Below are 19,128 nucleotides of genomic sequence, written 5' to 3' on the forward strand. Positions count from 1 at the left end.
TACCATTTGTAGATATCCAATTGGGAACACAAAAAGCTGAGTGATTCAACTAACGAAGAAACGATAGTTGAACACAGCAGGGAGCAACTTGCCAGTGGGTAGTTGCAAGCGGCAGGATAGTTTAGTTGGACAAAAGGTATACCTTATCATGGCGAATAAAGACAATAAACCCCTCAGCATAATGCCAAGGGGTTTATTGTCTTTATTTTACTTTGATATTTGATCAAATAATCAAAGAGTTCAGAGGAATATAATACGGTTACATCACACAGAATGTTACTACTCTATGATTTGCTTTGCTACCTCTTTTAGATAATCAGCACTCACATCAAGGTCTACTGAAAAAATAACATAGAGATGATCGTTAGATACTAAATTTACGACTTTTCTTGGTTCGCCATCTACAATTACTGCTTTATGGCCGTTGATTTCCTCTACATAGATTTCTGAAGAAGCATAAAGGTCAGAGTTTTTGAACATTTCTACTGTAGATTCTGGAGTTCCCTGTATATCGTTTTGGAAAATTTGAATCTCAGAACCACTTTTCAATTTATAATCAACTCTTGTTTGGACTTCATTACCATAATCAGTTGCCAGAGCGTTCAAATCAACAATTGGATTTTCACTAATTTCTGAAACTACCGCCTTAGAAATAGTATTACTAGAAAGAGGTTTATTCACCAAGTCCAAAGGTATATGATTTCCAGCATGATCCGCCTCTAGTAAAGGAGTAGTTGTGTAAGAGTAGTCAGCAGAAACATCAGAAGTTTGTTTAACTTCAGATGTAGTTGTTTTAGTTATTGTTTCATCACTGGCGTATGCATTAAAAGTGTAAACTCCTCCAAGAAGTAAGGCAGCAGCAAGACTAGTGGAAAGTATTTTTTTCTTCATTTTCATTTTTCTCCTTTATACTTTGAATTTTTAATATGAGTATACAATGCCCGTTTTCACTACGTATTGGTTGCTCTTATAACGCAAATCATATCTCCAATCATACCCGTCTCCGTTAGGTGTTGATCTGTAAAAAGTTTCAAAAGTAGTGCTACCAGAATGTCTATAATAAAATTGATCATACCCAACATTAACAACATATTTGTTCATACTTTTCCAAGTAGCTGGACCAGCAATACCATCAGCAGTAAGTCCTGCATTTGATTGATAGGATTTCACAGCTGTACCAGTACCACTACCATATTTCCCGTCAATATCACCTACTGTTGACTTTAATCCTGAAGACCATAGATTTGCTTGTAAAGACTCTACATATCCACCAGAAGAACCTGAACTCAGCGTCGGATAGATAGTAAAGATTTCAGCGCTAGCATTTCCTGCAATCAACAAACTTCCGACCAACATTACTGAAGATAATAGTGCTGTGTACCTCGTTTTTTTTGCAATAACCATTAAATAATTCTCTCCAATTCTTGATGTCATAACACTTATTTTGTTGTGATGGAATAGATATACACTTTATTAAAATATTAATAATATGTCAAGAATATTTTGGAAAATAAAATTAATATTTATGGAAATAACGTAAGTGCTTGATCAAAGCCAATATGACAGCGCAATACTTTCATTTGCTACGATCTATTTCTATTGTTTCTTATTAGACAAATAGCTAATTATATTCTAACGTCTTTTCTTTAAGCTACTCGGCAGAATAGTGCAATAAGTTATTGCGATAATCGCCATTGTATGATACCAAATGGTATTGTTAGTCAATTAGTTTTATAATTAATTTCAAGCGAGGTGACAACAAATGTGGAAGAGCAGTTTTATATCTGGTCTGGGACTGATTGCATTAAGTGGCATATTGTTCACATTAGAAAGATTTATTGCAGTTTTTAAATGGATTGGTGAATCGGCTCCAGTAAAAATAAACGGGTCTGGATCTTATACAACTGAACCAGCTATGCCTGGTGTGTTTGATAATCTATTTGTAGGGATTTTCTTGATACTTGGACTAGTTTTATTAATTATTGGGCTAAGTAAAGGAATAAAGAAGTCTGTTTGAAGTTATCCCTTTAACAAAAGCTGTCGATATGTAATACTGTGTTTTTAGGGAAAAATCCATTCTTCTTGAACTAACGATAAAACATTAGTTCAATTAGAACAAGTAAGCAGCCGATCAATAGACCGGTTGCTTTTTCTTTAAGCTCCTGGACAGTTTAGGACCCATATTTACTTTGCATGGATTAATAATGAAACCTACAATTTTAATCGCATTTCCATATTTTAACCTATAGTTATAAACAGACGATATGTTAGAATCTACGATTAAGTAAAAATTGGAAGGGGAAATTTATTAGTTCACGATTACAAAAGAAAGTTTAATAAAATATAAATCCGTTTGACTATAAGCCTACGTAAAACTTTAGACGAATAAGATTACAGTCGATTAGGCTGTTCGGGGTAGTATAGGTAGCTGGGAACTGGTATAAACCTAGGAGGTTAATTTGTGAAAGAAGTTATTAAAAATGCTCTATTGGGTTTTGTCGTTTTTGTTGTTGGCTTTGCCATTATTTTAGTTCTTACAAGATCCGGTATTGAAGCTGAACTAATAAATTATGCTGCTATAGCATACGCTCTTTTATACTTAGCTAGTGTTATATCTGTCTGTACAGCAGTAATTCTAAGAAAAATTACTCAATTAAAAAAATGAACTATTCATTTGAACTAACGAAAAAACGTTAGATGAATACAGCAGGGAGCAGCTTACCAGTTGGAAACTGCTCCCTTTTAGTTATGCAAACCGGCAGTATAGCTCATTAAATGTGTGGTAGCTGGTATTGTATATTGAGCCTATTGTATGCATAAAAAAGCGGATATATGGTTGAATAATTGCAGGAAATGTTGCTGCATGGGTTGGAACAAAAATGACAGAGGTAACTTTGTTAGGTATGTTCAATAGGTTGGTATAAAAAGTATAACTTAGATGTTTTAAGAATGAATGCGTCTTTGTTAATACTATTCCCTAATGAATCATAATATTAATATTGGTAAATTATAACTGCTAAGCGTAACGATGACGTGATATACTTCTCTAGTATTATTTAGAGAGAAAAATATACATGGATGGAGTGTCAAGGTACATATTAAGGTTTATTGGAACAGAAATAATTATTTCCGTTTTATGTATAGTTTCTTCATTTATTTTGTTCAGATTTCTAAGAGTCAGAAGCACTAACCTTTAACACACAAAGAAACTAATTAAAAGAGAGGAAAGAGAGAGGATTAAAATCACAAATATGAGGAGTTAGTAAAATGATAAAAAAATTATTATCTATTGCTTTTTCTTTACTGATGCTGATGCTTGCTAGTAATCCTTTGGTATTAGCTGAAGAAAATCAACAAAATTTTGAAGAAGTAGTTGGCAGATATTATAAAAATTTGGATCCATCGGGAAGTCAGCTATCAAACAATGACTTCAGCCTATCTAAACTAATTATTAATACAGCAATTATTTCGGAAAATATAACTTTATCAGGCACAGTAACTAATACCAATGGTTCTATTCCGTTTAGTTTAGAGGGAGAATTGACAAAAGCCGAATACCCTGGGAAACTAATTGGAGAATTAGAAGATACAACACATAGATTTAATGTTATTTACTTTGGATTTGAAAGAAACTCAAAGGAAAACATTTCTCTTATAAATCCAGACCAAAATGGAGAGATATTAAAAATCTATCTCTTAGATAAAGACAATAGAGATCTTTACGTTTATGAAATTACTGATTTGGTAAACTTTGGAATTCACTCAGAGGAATTATTCAATCTCCATAATTTAAAAACAACCGAACATATAAATGAATTTTGGTATGCTAAACTGATTAAACCCGATTATACTTCCCAAAAAGAAAATGTAGAGCGTGCAACAACCTCTGGGAAGTCAGATACGGTAGCATTTAAATATGTTAAAGCAATCACTTTTGTTTCTGTTATTCCTTTAGTCTGTTATTTTGGTTTTAAAGCTGCTAAAAAATAGATTTTCATAAGAAGTCCCTAATGGGCTTCTTTTTTTATGAAATCACATGTATATTCACAAATTGATAGTTTTGAACCAGTGGGTGAAAAAAATGAAATTCAAGTATTCTTGGCAAGAGTAGATGATGGGAATATTGCCATCTATACGAATTTTGTTAAAATTCCCTATCAATAGCTATATAATGGTCATCTAACCAACTAAACAAGAGAAAAGTATGAAAGATATTTTACGGTATGTTTTAACTTAATGCATGTAAACTAATTGAGAAATCATAAAACTCCCTTTCGAATCATACAACAATATGGATTTACCCTAATAGACTTGTTTTGGAAAAGTGCTAGATTAACCGAGAATAAGCTAAGACAAGGTAACGTTTTATTAATCAACTAACGAGTAAACGATAGTTGAACACAGCACGGATCAGCTTGCCAGTTAGCAGCTGCTCCCTTTGAGTATGCAAACCGGCAGATTAGTGTAACTAAACTTGCCCATTACTTGTTAATAAAGATATAGGTCATGCGTAACAAGTAGGTATATGAAGAGAAAATTTGTATGTTGTTTATCTTTCTCTTTCGTATTGGCTGCTTGTGGCAATTCTGAAGAAAATCCATTTATTCAGTATATTTAATGCTATGTATAATAAAGACTACGAAACCCTAGCAGCATAGTCGATCCCTGAAGTGAAGTGGGATAAACAGGCCGAAACGTATACAATATCGTGCTTATTAATCAGTGGGCGAGAATAAATTTTAAGGTATTTTGGCAAGAGTGGATGATGGAAATGTTGCTATCTATATGGATTTTGTGAAAATCGGAAATCAATGGATATATAATGGTCATCTAACCAATTAAACAAAACAAGAGAAAATTAGGTGCGATATATTGATTAGCTTAAATTTATGTAAATTAACAACATATCAAATGAGGGAATTACATTAAGCTCAAAAGAACAAGTATGCAGTTGATCAAAAATCGGACATTAATTTAATTAGATAGATTAGGGAGTGAACAAAATGAACATCAAAAAGATGAGTAACAAAGTATTTAAACTCATCCTTTTTTCATGTTTAGCCTTGTTAGCAATCTGTTGTTTACTAGTGATAGCTGCAATAATAATACTCGCAATCTATGATTTGAAGAATAACTAGAACACCAACATCCTATAAAGTTCTATAAAAATGAAAGCCAAGTAAAAAATGTGAATTTACAGAAGCTGACTATAATGACTATCTTCGTTCCTAACGAAAAAACGTTAGTTGCATATGGTTTGAAAATTTTATTGATCTTTGGATCTATGTCTAAATATTTCAATGACTAAGAAAAGCAAAACTATTATTGCTGCCACCAATAGAGAATAAAGTAAGATGTCAGGTATGTCACCATTTAGATTGATTAAATTTACTCCGGCTATTAATGTTAATCCAATATTTTCTATAATATGGTCCATTGCTCTCGACTTTATTAGTCTAGATATTGGGATTGATAAAACAAAAACAAATAATATGACTCCGCTAATAATAAACAATAATATTTTCTCTCCCTTCCAGTTAATATATTTTATCATGATTTTCACAGGTAGGTGATTGAACTAACGAGAAAACTTTAGTTGAATCTACTGTTTATAATTCTTCTATTAGTAGCAAACTAGAATTAATTGCTCTAGTAGGAGGTTATATTATGATTTTAAGTGAACTTTGGCATCATTACGAGGCAGATAAGCAAATTCAGGGGTTTAGCCCAAATACATTGAAAGCATATGCATTACAGCTTAGGCTGTTGGTTACAGATCTTGGGGATTTAGATATCTCCGAGGTAACTCTTATCCTATTAAAGGAGTATTTAACAAAGCAATCCAATAGATTAAAGCCTAGTAGTTTAGGCCACCGCATTCGTTTTGTACGATCCTTATTCCGTTATGCATATGAGGAAGCCTATTTACCGACAAATCCTTCATTTAAATTACGTGAGCCTAAGATGGATAAGCGAATTCCTAAATTTTTGATGGAGGAAGATGTGATTCATCTAAAGATTTCTTGTCAGACTCATAGAGAAAGAGCACTACTAGAGTTTCTTTACAGTACGGGTTGCCGGATTGGAGAGGTTGAGAAATTAAATACGGAGGATTTGAACTTGGAGAATTGCTCAGCCATTGTAAATGGGAAAGGTTCAAAGCAAAGAGAAGTTTACTTCACCACGGAGTGTAAAGTATGGTTGAAGAGGTATTTGGCAAGTCGAGAAGATTCCTGTAAAGCCTTGTTTGTGACGGACACCCATCCTGTTAAGCGAATGGCCATACCAACCTTAAGGTGGGTATTAAAGCGATTGGCAGATCGCGGAGCCGTGGAGGCTAATGTGTATCCTCATCGATTCCGACATACTTATGCATGCCAGCTGCTTGATAACGGGGCACCATTAGAGTTTATCCAAGGTATGCTGGGTCATGAAAAATCGTCAACTACGCAAATTTATGCTCAGCTTCGTGGAGAGCGTCGGAGAGAATTGTATCGTCGTTTTTTTTAGCAAGGGGCAGATTATATTTAAGAGACCCAACCTGGCTTCTTCCATAAGAAAAAATGGATACCAACATAAGATTATTCGTTGCAATGAGTCATTAATAACAAAAAGATAAAGACAGCAGCCCTTAATAATACTTAAGTAGGGTTTGAACCAAGACTGATTGTGAGAGAATCAAGTGTTCCGATGAAAAGAACTCCTTTACAGTAAGAAGACGAAGAGAATTCTCCTCGTAAGTGGGAAACTTTTCTTGTTGTGAAATTATATTGATTTGGAATGATTATTGTTAAATCAAGAAAGGAGGGGCAATTATTTTACGTTTATTGGGTTTCTTAATTTTATTCATAACGATTATTTTATTCTTTTTTTTCTGTGCTAATATATTCATTTCTTTTATTAAGAAAAAAGATTTTCCTAAAAAGTTGCTGATCGCAACGTTATCTGGGTTTGTTGTAGTATCTTTAATCTACACATATGAAGTATATTTTTTTACATTTAGTGAGGTTGATAAAAAATATACTCAAAACGGGCCTGGACCCGTAATATCACCTACAGAAAAATATACGGCTAATGCTTTTTATGAACCATATGGTGGTGCTGCTGGAGGAGTTAATGTATGGGTTGAGGTCACATACAATAATGAGGAGAAAAAAGTAGAAACTGTTTATTATGGAGATGCAAAAAGTAATTTTTATATGAAGTGGAACGGTGAAAATAGGCTGTATATTCTAAATGACGAACCTGAATATCCAAATTCGAATAGAAGTATCGAATTAGAAATCGGTAAAGAGATTTATCACGAAAATGGTTTGGCTTGTAAAAGTTTGTTGATGAAAGACGACTATGAGACTTGTTACCAAAACTAATAGATTCTACTCAACGCTCCCACTCCCCTTCATTTAACTGTCTGTGTAATTATTAAAATAGAAATACATATAAAGAGAAATAGGATGTCGATGCTCTAGTTATAACATGTCGCTCTAGTCAGGCAGTATATAAAAGCCAAAGTTCCGTTGTCGGGTACTTTGGCTTTTATATAGAATGTAATTATTAATTTTGGTTACATGTACTTGTTACAAATGATCGGATTTTTTTAAACTTTTAGCATACAATCTAAGATTGAAATTTATATTAATCCTTACGCAATATTATTGCCTTAAATTGTTCCATAGATATTCATCGGGATTGGTTTTCCAATGTCCTTCGACATGTGTACCGTCAGAGCGATAGTAATCATTTATATAATTATATCCTGGATGTTGATAATTTTCTTGTTCAAAATTAGTAGTGCCTCCAGATCCCAAAGACGAAAATAAAAATATAGGGACAATTAATAACACCAAAACTATACTAATCATAGATAAAACCGCTACGCCTACAATACCTATAATATCTAAGAATTTATTTAATATACTATATGTAAAACTATTCTGTTTTAATAAAAATTTACATATATTATATAGCTTCTCTACCATTATGAATACGAAACCTATGACTACCATAGCCAAAAATATCATCCATAGCTCTGTTGTTTTAATTGTAATAAAAGGCATTTTAGTTACTATAATATCACTTTCATATGTACCTTTAAAAATTCCAAATGTAATAACAATTTTTTCTGAAATATATTTAATAGTAATAAAATTGAATATGTACAAAATAACGACAAAGTTTATCAGAAAAACGGATAGACCAGCAAAGGTAGTGCGGCAATATACTAATACCATTTTTCTTTCCTTATCGGTTAAATCGAGTGACTCATTAACATAGTTCCATTTGTATATTTTATTATATTTCTCAATTGCTACTTGATATTCATCTATACTTGGTATACGGTCGAATATTTTAAAAATTCTTAACAAGAATAGTATACTAACAATAAATAAAATACTGCTTAAGATTATCGATGCTAAGAAATTGATTATTGAGTATCTAGCGTATAACGTTATAATCGAATTCCCAATTACTTCAAGATGTTCAATGTCCTTTTCAGTACTAAACAGAACATAAATTAATGAATTTGTGAGGGACTCTCCTTCTCTATTCACAATAAAATCATTCTTAAAACGAATTTGATCAAAAATAAAACCCATTCCAATGAAAAAACCAACAAATACGACAATAAATATAGTCAGATTACAGCGTATTTTTTTAAAACTATCTCCTAAAAACAAGTAAAAATCCGGTTTTTTTAATACAGTTACAGAACAAACTACAGCTAATACACAAAGTAACTTACCGATAATTATAAGAAAAATCTCCATCTAATTTACCTCTCATTTTATTTAATATTCTTTACATAAAACTAAGTTATCTCATAAATACAGCGACTCAAAAAGGAGAATGACCTTTTAATGCAAGCCCCTGTTTTCTTCAAGAAAATCATTGATTCACCACCTTCCTTTTATTTTACCTTCTATATTACAAATAATAGTTCATTTTTTTCCTTTCGTCTTTTTATCTCGTTGTTTCCGTCTAAAGTCTCAAATTTTGGTGAGAATTTGCAACGAATGAACTAAAAAATATTTTTGCTAGATAAATATTATTATTTTTTGATATCCATCACATTACTAATTGGTTCTTTCCCACTATTTACAATCATTAGTTTCTAGTGATAATTGTAAATAACATACAATATATAGTAATTAATGGGGGTAATCTCGAAATGATCATTCAGAAAAATAAGAGCATGGTAGTAAGCATAACTACTGTATTATTTCTCCTGCTGATGATGGTATTTCCGACACCTGAATTGGCAAATGCCGCTTCTAAAGCAGACTCAAAGAATATTGAATTATTGCGTTCCGACAACAAAATCATCGATGGTAAAATGAAAGTAACCGCAGACGTACGAGTTCAAAAGGGTGAGAAAGTTTCACTGTTCGTCATTGGTTATGACAAAGCAGGCAGCATCATAGAAATGAAACAGACTAGTAAGTACATATTTAGTGGCAATACGAGCGTTTTCCAATTAACCATGGACAACGGGGAGGAGCTCAACAAACTAGACATTCAGGCTCTAGGAGCGACAGAAGAACCCTATAAAATCTTAGCCCAAACCACTATTAAGCACGAAGACCATGTTGAAGCTGTGGTTGCTATAAAAAACGGACCTAAATCACAAAAAATGAATATAGTCGCTAAAGGGTTAAATACAAATGGTAAGGTTGTTGAAGTGAAATCAGATGGAAGTCATGCATTTGAACAATCCGTTTTAATATACAAAATTGAATTTGAAGCAGTTAATGATATCGCTAAAGTGCAATTTCTCGTGCTCGTTGATGATAAGACCTATTTGGTTGATTCTGGACTATATATAAAGGATGGAAAGCTTGTTCTCACTTCTGTTATAAAAAATGGTACCAAGTCGCAACAGATCTTGACGAAAGTAACTCCGTTCACCGCCGATGGAAAAGAGTTGGAAATACTAACAAGATCAAGCTATGCGTTTAGTAATTCTACTCATGATGTGAGAATGGTAGTGGATGATACGAGCGCAAATAGAGTCAATATTACGTTTTATGACGAAACTGGAAAGAACGAAATAAAAAAGCTCAAAAGTATTATGGTTACTATTGATGGCAATGAGCTGGCAGTCAATCAGTCTCCTGTAATGAAACAAGGTAATGTTAGTGTTCCAATGAGAGATATTTTTGAAGCTTTAGGAGCAGACGTTAAGTGGGATCAAAAAACAAGTACGATAACCGCAACTAGAGGCAGCAAAGAAGTTATTCTCCGAATTGGTTCAAAACTTGCCTATATTGACGGGGTGAAAGCAACTCTATCCGTTGAGCCAGCTATTATTAATGGCAGCACCATGGTTCCTATAAGATTCGTAGCGGAAGCCTTAGGAGCAAAAGTAACTTGGGATAATGAATCACAGACTGTTATTATAACAAGGTAGTTTAGCCTTATATAATAGGACGCACCATTTTATATACCGAGATGTAGTTCAGATTGGTGGAGTACCTGGCTTGGGACTAGGGGGAAGGCACAATTTTAAATCTTGTCATTCCGATACTTTATAGTCTTCCAAGCTGATCGTGTGGGTTCGAATCCCATCACCTGCTTCACAACAGACCTCTTCGCTAGCGAAGGGGTCTTCTTTGTTATTTTAGTAAGCGAAGAAGCTTGTTTACCGACTAATCCTTCTCTCCAATTACGAGATCCAAAAATGGATAAGCCAATTCATATTCAGTTCATTATTTTTCGGTATGATTTAGGTTGCTCATTGTTAGAATACATCTATTAAAATACATAAATTTCAGCTCACAAAGTAAACTTTAGGTTTTCACGGGGGATGCTGATGAGACAGGCTTTACTTAAACATGGGTATTATTGATTTTCTTTAATCGTGTAATAGGGAGGACTTTTACATAATGGCTAAAATTTTGGTGGTTGACGATGAGGCTCATATCCGAGAACTAATTGAATTATTTCTGAAACGAGAAGGTTTAGATGTCTATCAGGCAAAGGATGGAGAAGATGCACTCCACATGCTTGATTCCATGAAGCCTGATCTTGTGATTATCGATATCATGATGCCGGGTATGGACGGCTGGGAACTTTGCGGTCACCTAAGGGCTTGGAGCGATATTCCGCTTCTTATGCTTACGGCTAAGGGAGAAACTGAGGATAAAGTGAAAGGTTTTGAACTCGGTACAGATGATTATATGGTTAAGCCTTTTGCTCCTCAAGAGCTGGTCGTTAGAGTAAAGGCTCTGCTCAAAAGATACAGGGTCTCCATGGATCAAACGGTAAAAGTAGGGAGTCTTACACTAGATCGTCCTTCGTTCCAAGTGATATCGGAACAGTCTTCTGTGACACTGCCTCTTAAGGAATTTGAACTGCTCTATAAACTGGCCAGTTATTCAGGAATTACCTTTACAAGGGAGCAGCTCATTGAAGATATTTGGGGGATTGATTACGAGGGAGACGAGCGAACGGTAGATGTTCACATTAAAAGGCTGCGGGAGCGGTTTCCTGATCATCAGACGGGTTTTCGAATTGTCACGATTCGGGGGCTTGGATATCGGCTCGAGGAACTTGTATGATTCGCAGTTTGTATGTGCGGGTTGTTCTCACTTTTATTGCAGTCACTGTTATTAGTTTACTGATTTCATCATTCATCGCTTTTCGCTGGTTTGAAAAGGATGTAAACCGTGATATGTCTGCTGAACTGATGAAAGAAGGAGCGAAAGTACAGCAGTTGTATGATGCATGGCAGCCGGAAGACTTATCTATATTTGTTGAGCAGACTTCAAGCCTCATACGGGAGCTCCATATTACACTGGTTGGTCCGGATGGACAAACGATAGATAGTGAAGATAAGGGGCAGAATCCACCAATCAGACAGGGGAATTATGCGGAAGAAGTGAACACGGTACTGAGCGGAGCAAATGCGATTATCCAGGAGGAGAGTCAAAAAGGAGGTCCCATGCGCCCGGTTGCGATTGGTGTACCTTTACAAACGACAGATGGGGTATACGCCATGTTCTTACAGCCTAATCTAAAACCGCAGCGTGAAAATTTTAGGCGGAATAATACCATGATTAATTTGACATCTTTGCTTGTCGGCAGTTTTCTTATCCTGATGGCTTCGCGTTTTCTCGTAAGCCCGCTGAAGAAGATGACCAGTGCTACAAGGCAAATTGCCCGCGGCGATTTTAGAATCAACCTTCGTATGAAACGCAGAGATGAGATTGGGGAGCTGGCAGAGAGCATTCAGCTTATGGCAAGTGAACTCGGTCAACTGGAACAGATGCGCAAAGATTTTGTATCCAATGTATCTCATGAAATGCAGACACCGCTCACTTCGATTCACGGCTTCTCCCAGGCACTCACGATTAGTGAACTTAGTGATAAAGAGCGAATTCGGTACGCAAGTATTATTGAAACGGAAAGTGAACGTTTATCCAGGCTCATTCGCAATTTGCTGAAACTGTCATCTCTTGATTCAGATAAACATCCTTTTCAGATTGAAGCATACAGGCTTGATCGTCAGCTGCGAGATGTCATTTTAACTTTGGAACCGATATGGACCAGTAAGTCGATTACCTTTCATCTTCATTTGCAGGAGCTCGTAATTCAGGCAGATCGAGATCAGCTCAGTCAGGTATGGACTAACCTGATTCATAATGCACTGAAGTTTTCTTCCGAAGGAGGCAGCATCGAAATTTCAATGACCCGAGAACGAGGCTATGCTGTTGTTGCGATTAAGGATTATGGAGAAGGGATGGCTAAAGAAGATTTACAGCGGATCTTCGAGAGATTTTATAAAGCCGATGCTTCTCGTAATCGCTATGAAGGCAGCGGACTGGGATTATCGATTGCGAAGAAGATTATTGATCTTCATGAGGGCCGAATTCAGGTGGAATCCGAGCTTGGAGTTGGGACGACTTTTAGAGTGTATCTTAGACTGTAACAGGGGATTTTATATGGGGTGATTCCTTATAGGGAAAGGTCTCCATCATTCATACTCAGTTCATAATGTTTCCGTATATTGACGCTATAAGAATCATAGGGGAGTGAGCGGGGTAATGGAAGGGCAGGTCATGTATTCTATTGTGGTTCCCGTATATAACGAGGAAGAGATTATCCAGGTTACATACAGCCGGCTAACGAAGATTATGGAGCAGACGGGACAACCGTATGAACTTATTTTTGTGAATGATGGCAGCACAGATCATACGATGGATATTTTGACACAGGCTGCTCTGATTGACTCCTCTGTTCGGGTTATCGAATTCTCACGTTATTTTGGTCAGCAAATGGCAATAACAGCAGGAATGGATGCTGCAAAAGGGCAGGCAATTATTGTTATGAATGCGGACCTGAATGATCCGCCGGAACGAATCCATGACATGATCAAACTTTGGAATCAAGGGTATGATGTCGTAAATGCTAAACGAAGAGAAAGCGGGAATGATACAGGAAGGAAACGAGTGTCAGCAGCTGTGTACGACCGTATTCTGAAAGGTATGGCCAACAATTATGTTCCTGTAGTCCCAGATGATTTCCGGCTGATTGACCGGAAGGTGAACGAAGCTATGAAATTGTTTCAGGCAAAGAATCGAACCCTTCAGGGGCTCGTCAGCTGGGCAGGCTTCAGACAGTTTGAGCTTGAATATGATCAAGAGGAACAGAATGCAGGGCAAACCAAGTATCCATTACGTAAAAAGATACAATTAATAGTGAAAAGTGTAACCTCTTTCTCTGACAAACCTCTCAAAGCAGCATCATATGCTGGGGGAGTCATCTCCTGTATTAGTTTTGTCAGCTTGCTAGTAACCCTATGCTTACCACTGTTCACGAATAACAAGGTAGCTGGGTGGGTATGGCTCCTACTGGTCACTCTCTTGCTTAATGGGATTATGATGATGATCCTCGGACTAATGGGAGCGTACATGGTTAGAATTTACGATGAATCAAGGGACAGACCTTTATATATTGTGAGAGAGAAGATAGGGTTTGATGAGCAGGGAAGGAGCCAGGCAAAAGAAGAGGATCACACCCCAGTAGTTGAAAACGATGGACTTTCTGATGCTCCCCCTTCTTTTATCGATACATCTTCGTATCACAGATAACAGTGCCAACTGTATAAGGATATATAGAAAAAAGCCTCTTAAAGATGATCTGTATACTCATCTCTAAGAGGCTCTTTGTTTGTATAAAGGTATTATGAAATGGATTCGATTAAATAAATAAATTAATACCTGATTGATCTGCTTGACCGAGATAATATCCAACCCCGCCTATTTTCACACCATCGATGAGTTCTTCTTTCTGTATTCCCATCACATCCATAGACATTTGACAAGCCACAAGCTCAATTCCTTGTTCTTTAGCGGTTTTCATTAGATCCTCAACGGACGAGATGTTATTCTTTTTCATAACGCCGCGAATCATCTTAGATCCAGCTCCCATCATATTCATGCGGGATAAAGGAAGCTTAAGACTGCCGCGCGGCATCATGAGCCCAAACATTTTGCCAAGGAAATCTTTCTTCACTTGTACAGATTCGGATTTACGAAGGACATTCAGTCCCCAGAAGGTGAAAAACATGGTGACTTTCTTGCCGCTTGCCGCCGCGCCATTTGCGATGATGAAGGAGGCAATGGCCTTATCTAGATCCCCGCTGAATACGACCATGGTTGTTCCATCGGGCGTTTTAGTAACACTCGCGACGTTACTTGGTTCCGCAGATACATTTGCTGTGTCTTCGCTGTTTATTTCTGTTTCCTTTTTCTTCAATAGTGCTTTGATCTGCCCATCAGGCAATCGCTCTACCTGAAGCGCATCATGGTTAGACATGCGTGCAAAGGATTTTACATCTTCGTAAAAGCCAGGATCCGTTGCCGTAATTTGCAACACTTGTCCTGGGCTTAGACCATCCATAGCTCTTTTGGCCTCGATAAGAGGTCCGGGGCAAGATAAGCCACAGGCATCCAGATGGATGTCGGCAGAAATATGATTTTCAGATAATTTCTTTGTCCCGTTTGGGTGAGCAGCATCTACGGAGTTCGTAGCTGCAGGTGCAGGAGTGGCTGCAGGTGCAGGAGTGGCTGCAGGCGTAGATGTTAATGTAGATGAAGATGTAGATGAAGATGTAAATGAAACATTTTTCTTCTCTGGTTTAAATGTGCTCATCTTGTACGTTTTGTACCCTCCTGTCAGATTGCGAACACGATAGCCATGCTGCTGTAAAATGCGGGCAGCGGTGTATCCGCGCAGACCAACTTGGCAGTACACCCAGATTTCTTTATTAGGGTCCAGTTCATGCATACGTTCTCTCAGTTCATCCACCGGAATATGCAGGGAACCGGGTATATGTCCGTTTTGATGTTCAATCTCAGATCTCACATCGACCAGTAAAGACTGACTAGAATTCCTATCACCCAGTTCTTCTGGTGTAAATACATTCATTCGTCCTGTCACTACGTTCTCCGCAACGTAACCCAGCATATTTACAGGGTCCTTGGCAGAGGAGAAAGGAGGGGCATAGGCCAGATCAAGTTCGGTGAGGTCAGTAACGGTTCCGCCAAAATGAAGAACAGTCGCGATATCATCAATACGTTTGTCTACACCTATTCTTCCCACCGCCTGTGCTCCGAGAATCACACCCTGCGGATCCAACAAAAGCTTGATCGTCATCGGCGTTGCCCCAGGATAGTAAGCTGCATAAGCATTTGGATGCACATACACCGTATGATACTCGGTGCCTTGCTCTTTTAGCTTTCTTTCAGTAAGTCCAGTTTGTGCCCCAGTCAGCTGAAATACCTTAATAATGGATGTTCCGTGGCCGCCTTTATAAGTCGTCTCGAGTCCGGCAACTCGGTCTGCTGCAATTCGGCCTTGTTTATTGGCTGGGCCAGCAAGCGGAATCGCGGTAACTGCTCCGTCTTCATGAATCTCCACAGCATCACCGACCGCATAGATATTCGGTATATTGGTTTCTAGTGCTGTATTGACCTGAATATGACCGCGATTTCCAAGGGCAATGCCGCTGTCTTTTAGAAAGCCAGTATCTGGTTTCACACCTACGGCGAGAATAACAAGGTCACTAGTGAGCACTCGGCCGCTGCGTAGAGTAAGGGTGACTTTGCCGTTTGTGTCTTCAAAGGACTCTACCGTATCCTGAAATAACAACTCCACACCCTGTTGCTCCATTTCCTGAGCCATTATATTCGACATTTCGCGGTCAAATGTACCGAGAAGTTGATCGGCTGACTGGACTATCGTTACTTCAAGTCCAGCTTCCTTAAGGTTCTCGGCCATTTCTACCCCAATATACCCTCCGCCTACAACGACGGCTGTTTTTGTCTCAGGAGAGATCACCTGTTTTTTAATCCGATCGGTGTCTGGAATGTTTCGAACCGTATGGATTTGGGGGTGGTCAATACCTGGCAGAGCAGGGCGAATCGGTGCAGCGCCTGGGGATAAGATGAGGGCATCATAACTCTCCTCATAAGTTCCTTTTTCTACACTGCGAACGGTCACTGTTTTTCTTTCGGGATGGACAGAAGTAACCTCGCTCTTGGTACGAATATCAAGATTAAATCGCTGAATCATCGCTTCGGGTGTCTGCACAATAAGCTTAGAACGATCAGTGATCGTGTTGCCAATATAGTAAGGTAATCCACAGTTAGCGAATGATATGTACTCATCTCGTTCAAACATGATAATATGTGCTTCTTCATCGAGCCTTCTGAGCCGTGCAGCTGCGGATGCACCGCCTGCTACGCCTCCCACAATGATGACTTTTTTACTCATTTATTTGTCCTCCTGAAAAAATAATTCCATCAGCCCTTTTACGCGGGGGTCTTTCACTGTATAACGAACTTCAAGTCCATGCCGCTCGGTCTCAACGATGCCCATACTGCGTAGTTTCTGCAGATGCTGGGAGACTGTAGATTGTGGCAAACCTAGACATTCCTGCATGTAAGTCACATTACAGTGGCCTTTCGAGAGTAAGCCTCTAATGATACAGAGTCTGACAGGATGAGCGAGTGCTTTGAGACATTCGGACATCTCGTTATATTGTTTAATATCGTTATCCATCATTTCACCTCAGCAATTTGTATATCACTATATCGCAATATTACGTTATAGTGATATGAAAGTCAAACTTTGGGCAAAAGAAAACCCAAGCACTCGCATTTCTGCGAAGCCTGGGCCTAGATTTGGATCCTGCTTTGTATGTTATTTATTCCTTTACAGCCTGAAGAACAGCATATCCATAGGCAGGAACATTAATGGAGATTTCGCCATTATTCACCGGTTGCTCCATACCAGAGAAGAGGTCGATATATTTATCAAATTTAACGGATACATTAAATTGCTCCGGTTCCTCCGATTTACTCATTAGCACAAGGATATTTCCCTTATCATTTTTCCGCTCAAAAACGATTCTTTTCCCTTGTGGTTCGGCTTCAATAAACTGAATTTCGCCCGTCCGAAGCGCAGCATGGTTTAGACGGAGACGTATTAGTTTTTGGTAGAAAGAGAATAATTCCCGGTCCTGCTTTTCTTCGTCCCATTCCATACATTTACGGCAGTCTGGATCATATTCTCCGTCCATGCCGATCTCATCTCCATAATAAATACAAGGAGCACCAAGATACGTAAACTGGAAGAGTGCAGCAAGCTTCATTTTTCGTTTATCTCCATTACAAAGGGTTAGAAGACGAGCAGTATCATGACTATCCAGCAAATTAAAGGCAACTTCAGAAGCTTGGAGCTGATATCTAGATAGCTGGCGACTGATCGAGTTAGCAAACTGGTAAGCATCCATCTTGTCGATTACAAAGAAATCATTAACCGCGTTGGTGAATGGATAGTTCATGGAGGCATCGAACTGATCTCCTTGCAGCCAAGGGGAAGATTCATTCCACACTTCTCCGAGAATATAGGCGTCGGGTTTGGCTTTTTTGACCGTACTGCGGAACTCACGCCAGAACTGATGATCTACTTCATTCGCTACATCAAGACGCCAGCCGTCTGTCCCGACTTCTTTGATCCAATATTCGGCTACCTTCAGCAAATATTCTTTCACTTCTGGGTTTTCGGTGTTCAGTTTCGGCATCAGCGGTTCAAAGGAAAAGGTATCATATGTGGGAACGCCGTCTTCTACATCAATCGGAAATTTACGAACATGAAACCAATCTTTATATTTGGAATTCTCACCGTTCTCTTGTAAGTCGACAAAAGGCTTGAATGTACGCCCAGAGTGATTAAATACAGCATCAAGCAATACGCGAATTCCGCGTTCGTGGCATAAGTTGACGAGCTTCTTAAGTGTATCTGCATCACCGAAGTGACGATCTACCCGCAAATAATCTTCTGTATCATATTTATGATTGGTGGTCGCTTCAAAAACAGGAGTAAAATAGATTGCTGTTATACCTAGTTCAGATAAATAATCGAGATGATCAATCACACCTTGAAGATCGCCGCCAAAGAAATTATCCCGCTCCGGCTTACCGCCCCAAGGGAGGACTCCTTCCGGATCGTTACTTGGATCTCCATTAGCAAAACGCTCAGGAAAGATCTGATAAAATACGGCATCTTTGACCCAAGCAGGCGGGGTAAAGACATCAACCGGATTAATATAAGGGAACTCGAACATTCGGCTAGGGGTTTCTGGTTCTTCTTCTAAAAAGTCATTTTCGTCCATCCACACCGATTCATTATCACTCTCCAGATGAAAAGCATAACGTAGCCGGTGATAAGGTGGTTTAACTTCGCACGTAAAATAATCGAACATAGAATCAGATGTCCATTTTCTAAGCGGAAGATACAGTTTTGTTTTCTCCCAGTCATATTTGTCACCGGCAAGAAGTGTGATTTGGTGGACATCATCTCGTTTGGTGCGAATCCGGATATGGATCGTATCTTTGTCATATGCATAAGCCCAGTGCTGCTTAGGGTGATGATAGATCGCTTCTAATAACATGAGAGAACCCCCTGTGTAGTAATAATGGTGTACAAATTTATCGTTTTGAAGAGTTATGAAATTGGTTCAGAGAACATTCATTCTGTTTTCTCTTTACCCACATTAAAAAAAGGTACAACCTAAAGAGAGGATTGTTCTCCGAGGTTGTACCTGAAATTGATCAGATAACA

15 protein-coding genes are annotated in these 19,128 nt (G+C 37.9%); 9 read left to right on the plus strand and 6 right to left on the minus strand.

The features are described from left to right. Window positions 1-279: 279 nt before the first annotated feature. Both GQY27_RS12885 and GQY27_RS12890 read right to left on the minus strand, forming a co-directional pair. Window positions 280-891 (minus strand): hypothetical protein, encoded by a 612-nt coding sequence (locus tag GQY27_RS12885; RefSeq protein WP_160034995.1) that lies wholly within the window; start codon window positions 889-891, stop codon window positions 280-282. 30 nt (window positions 892-921) lie between these two features. After that, the gene (locus GQY27_RS12890) at window positions 922-1,404 is read right to left on the minus strand and encodes a peptidoglycan-binding domain-containing protein (protein WP_160034997.1); all 483 of its coding nucleotides are present in this window, start codon (window positions 1,402-1,404) and stop codon (window positions 922-924) included. Window positions 1,405-1,762: 358 nt separating this feature from the next. Here GQY27_RS12890 and GQY27_RS12895 point away from each other — a divergent pair, with 358 nt between their 5' ends. The 5 genes from GQY27_RS12895 (at window position 1,763) to GQY27_RS12915 (ending at window position 7,370) form a co-directional block, all read left to right on the plus strand. Next, window positions 1,763-2,017: a hypothetical protein gene (locus tag GQY27_RS12895; RefSeq protein WP_160034999.1), complete on the plus strand. Its 255-nt coding sequence runs from the start codon at window positions 1,763-1,765 to the stop codon at window positions 2,015-2,017. 444 nt (window positions 2,018-2,461) lie between these two features. Beyond that, window positions 2,462-2,665: a hypothetical protein gene (locus tag GQY27_RS12900; protein WP_160035001.1), complete on the plus strand. Its 204-nt coding sequence runs from the start codon at window positions 2,462-2,464 to the stop codon at window positions 2,663-2,665. Between the two features lie 602 nt (window positions 2,666-3,267). Beyond that, window positions 3,268-3,990: a hypothetical protein gene (locus GQY27_RS12905; protein ID WP_160035003.1), complete on the plus strand. Its 723-nt coding sequence runs from the start codon at window positions 3,268-3,270 to the stop codon at window positions 3,988-3,990. Between the two features lie 1,677 nt (window positions 3,991-5,667). After that, window positions 5,668-6,510: a tyrosine-type recombinase/integrase gene (locus GQY27_RS12910; RefSeq protein ID WP_160035005.1), complete on the plus strand. Its 843-nt coding sequence runs from the start codon at window positions 5,668-5,670 to the stop codon at window positions 6,508-6,510. Window positions 6,511-6,926: 416 nt separating this feature from the next. After that, window positions 6,927-7,370 carry a DUF5412 family protein gene (locus GQY27_RS12915; protein ID WP_236570588.1) on the plus strand — a complete coding sequence of 148 codons (444 nt, stop codon included), beginning with the start codon at window positions 6,927-6,929 and terminating at the stop codon, window positions 7,368-7,370. A 282-nt stretch (window positions 7,371-7,652) separates the two neighbouring features. On the opposite strand, the gene GQY27_RS12920 is transcribed toward GQY27_RS12915, so the two are convergent. Continuing rightward, entirely contained in the window at window positions 7,653-8,768 is a 1,116-nt protein-coding gene (locus GQY27_RS12920; protein ID WP_160035007.1) for a hypothetical protein, read from the minus strand. Between the two features lie 401 nt (window positions 8,769-9,169). Here GQY27_RS12920 and GQY27_RS12925 point away from each other — a divergent pair, with 401 nt between their 5' ends. The 4 genes from GQY27_RS12925 to GQY27_RS12940 all read left to right on the plus strand — a co-directional run bounded on the left by GQY27_RS12925 (window position 9,170) and on the right by GQY27_RS12940 (window position 14,090). Next, complete coding sequence (locus tag GQY27_RS12925; RefSeq protein WP_160035009.1) at window positions 9,170-10,408, plus strand: stalk domain-containing protein; 1,239 nt, start codon at window positions 9,170-9,172, stop codon at window positions 10,406-10,408. 475 nt (window positions 10,409-10,883) lie between these two features. After that, complete coding sequence (locus tag GQY27_RS12930; RefSeq protein WP_160035011.1) at window positions 10,884-11,558, plus strand: response regulator transcription factor; 675 nt, start codon at window positions 10,884-10,886, stop codon at window positions 11,556-11,558. Continuing rightward, entirely contained in the window at window positions 11,555-12,928 is a 1,374-nt protein-coding gene (locus GQY27_RS12935) for a sensor histidine kinase (RefSeq protein WP_160035013.1), read from the plus strand. Before GQY27_RS12930 ends, GQY27_RS12935 begins: the two co-directional genes overlap by 4 nt. A gap of 115 nt (window positions 12,929-13,043) precedes the next feature. After that, complete coding sequence (locus GQY27_RS12940) at window positions 13,044-14,090, plus strand: glycosyltransferase family 2 protein (RefSeq protein WP_160035015.1); 1,047 nt, start codon at window positions 13,044-13,046, stop codon at window positions 14,088-14,090. Between the two features lie 109 nt (window positions 14,091-14,199). Here the strand turns inward: GQY27_RS12940 and GQY27_RS12945 are convergent, their stop codons facing one another. The 3 genes from GQY27_RS12945 to GQY27_RS12955 form a co-directional block, all read right to left on the minus strand. Beyond that, window positions 14,200-16,776 (minus strand): DsrE/DsrF/DrsH-like family protein, encoded by a 2,577-nt coding sequence (locus GQY27_RS12945; protein ID WP_160035017.1) that lies wholly within the window; start codon window positions 16,774-16,776, stop codon window positions 14,200-14,202. Next, a complete protein-coding gene (locus GQY27_RS12950) occupies window positions 16,777-17,064 on the minus strand; it encodes an ArsR/SmtB family transcription factor (protein WP_160035228.1) in 288 nt (95 codons plus the stop codon). It lies immediately after the preceding gene. Window positions 17,065-17,209: 145 nt separating this feature from the next. Further along, on the minus strand, window positions 17,210-18,958 hold the full coding sequence (locus GQY27_RS12955; protein WP_160035019.1) for an alpha-glycosidase: 1,749 nt from the start codon (window positions 18,956-18,958) through the stop codon (window positions 17,210-17,212). Window positions 18,959-19,128 lie beyond the last annotated feature (170 nt).

Origin of the sequence: Paenibacillus sp. An7 (genome assembly GCF_009870785.1) — a bacterium.
Lineage (GTDB): Bacteria > Bacillota > Bacilli > Paenibacillales > Paenibacillaceae > Paenibacillus.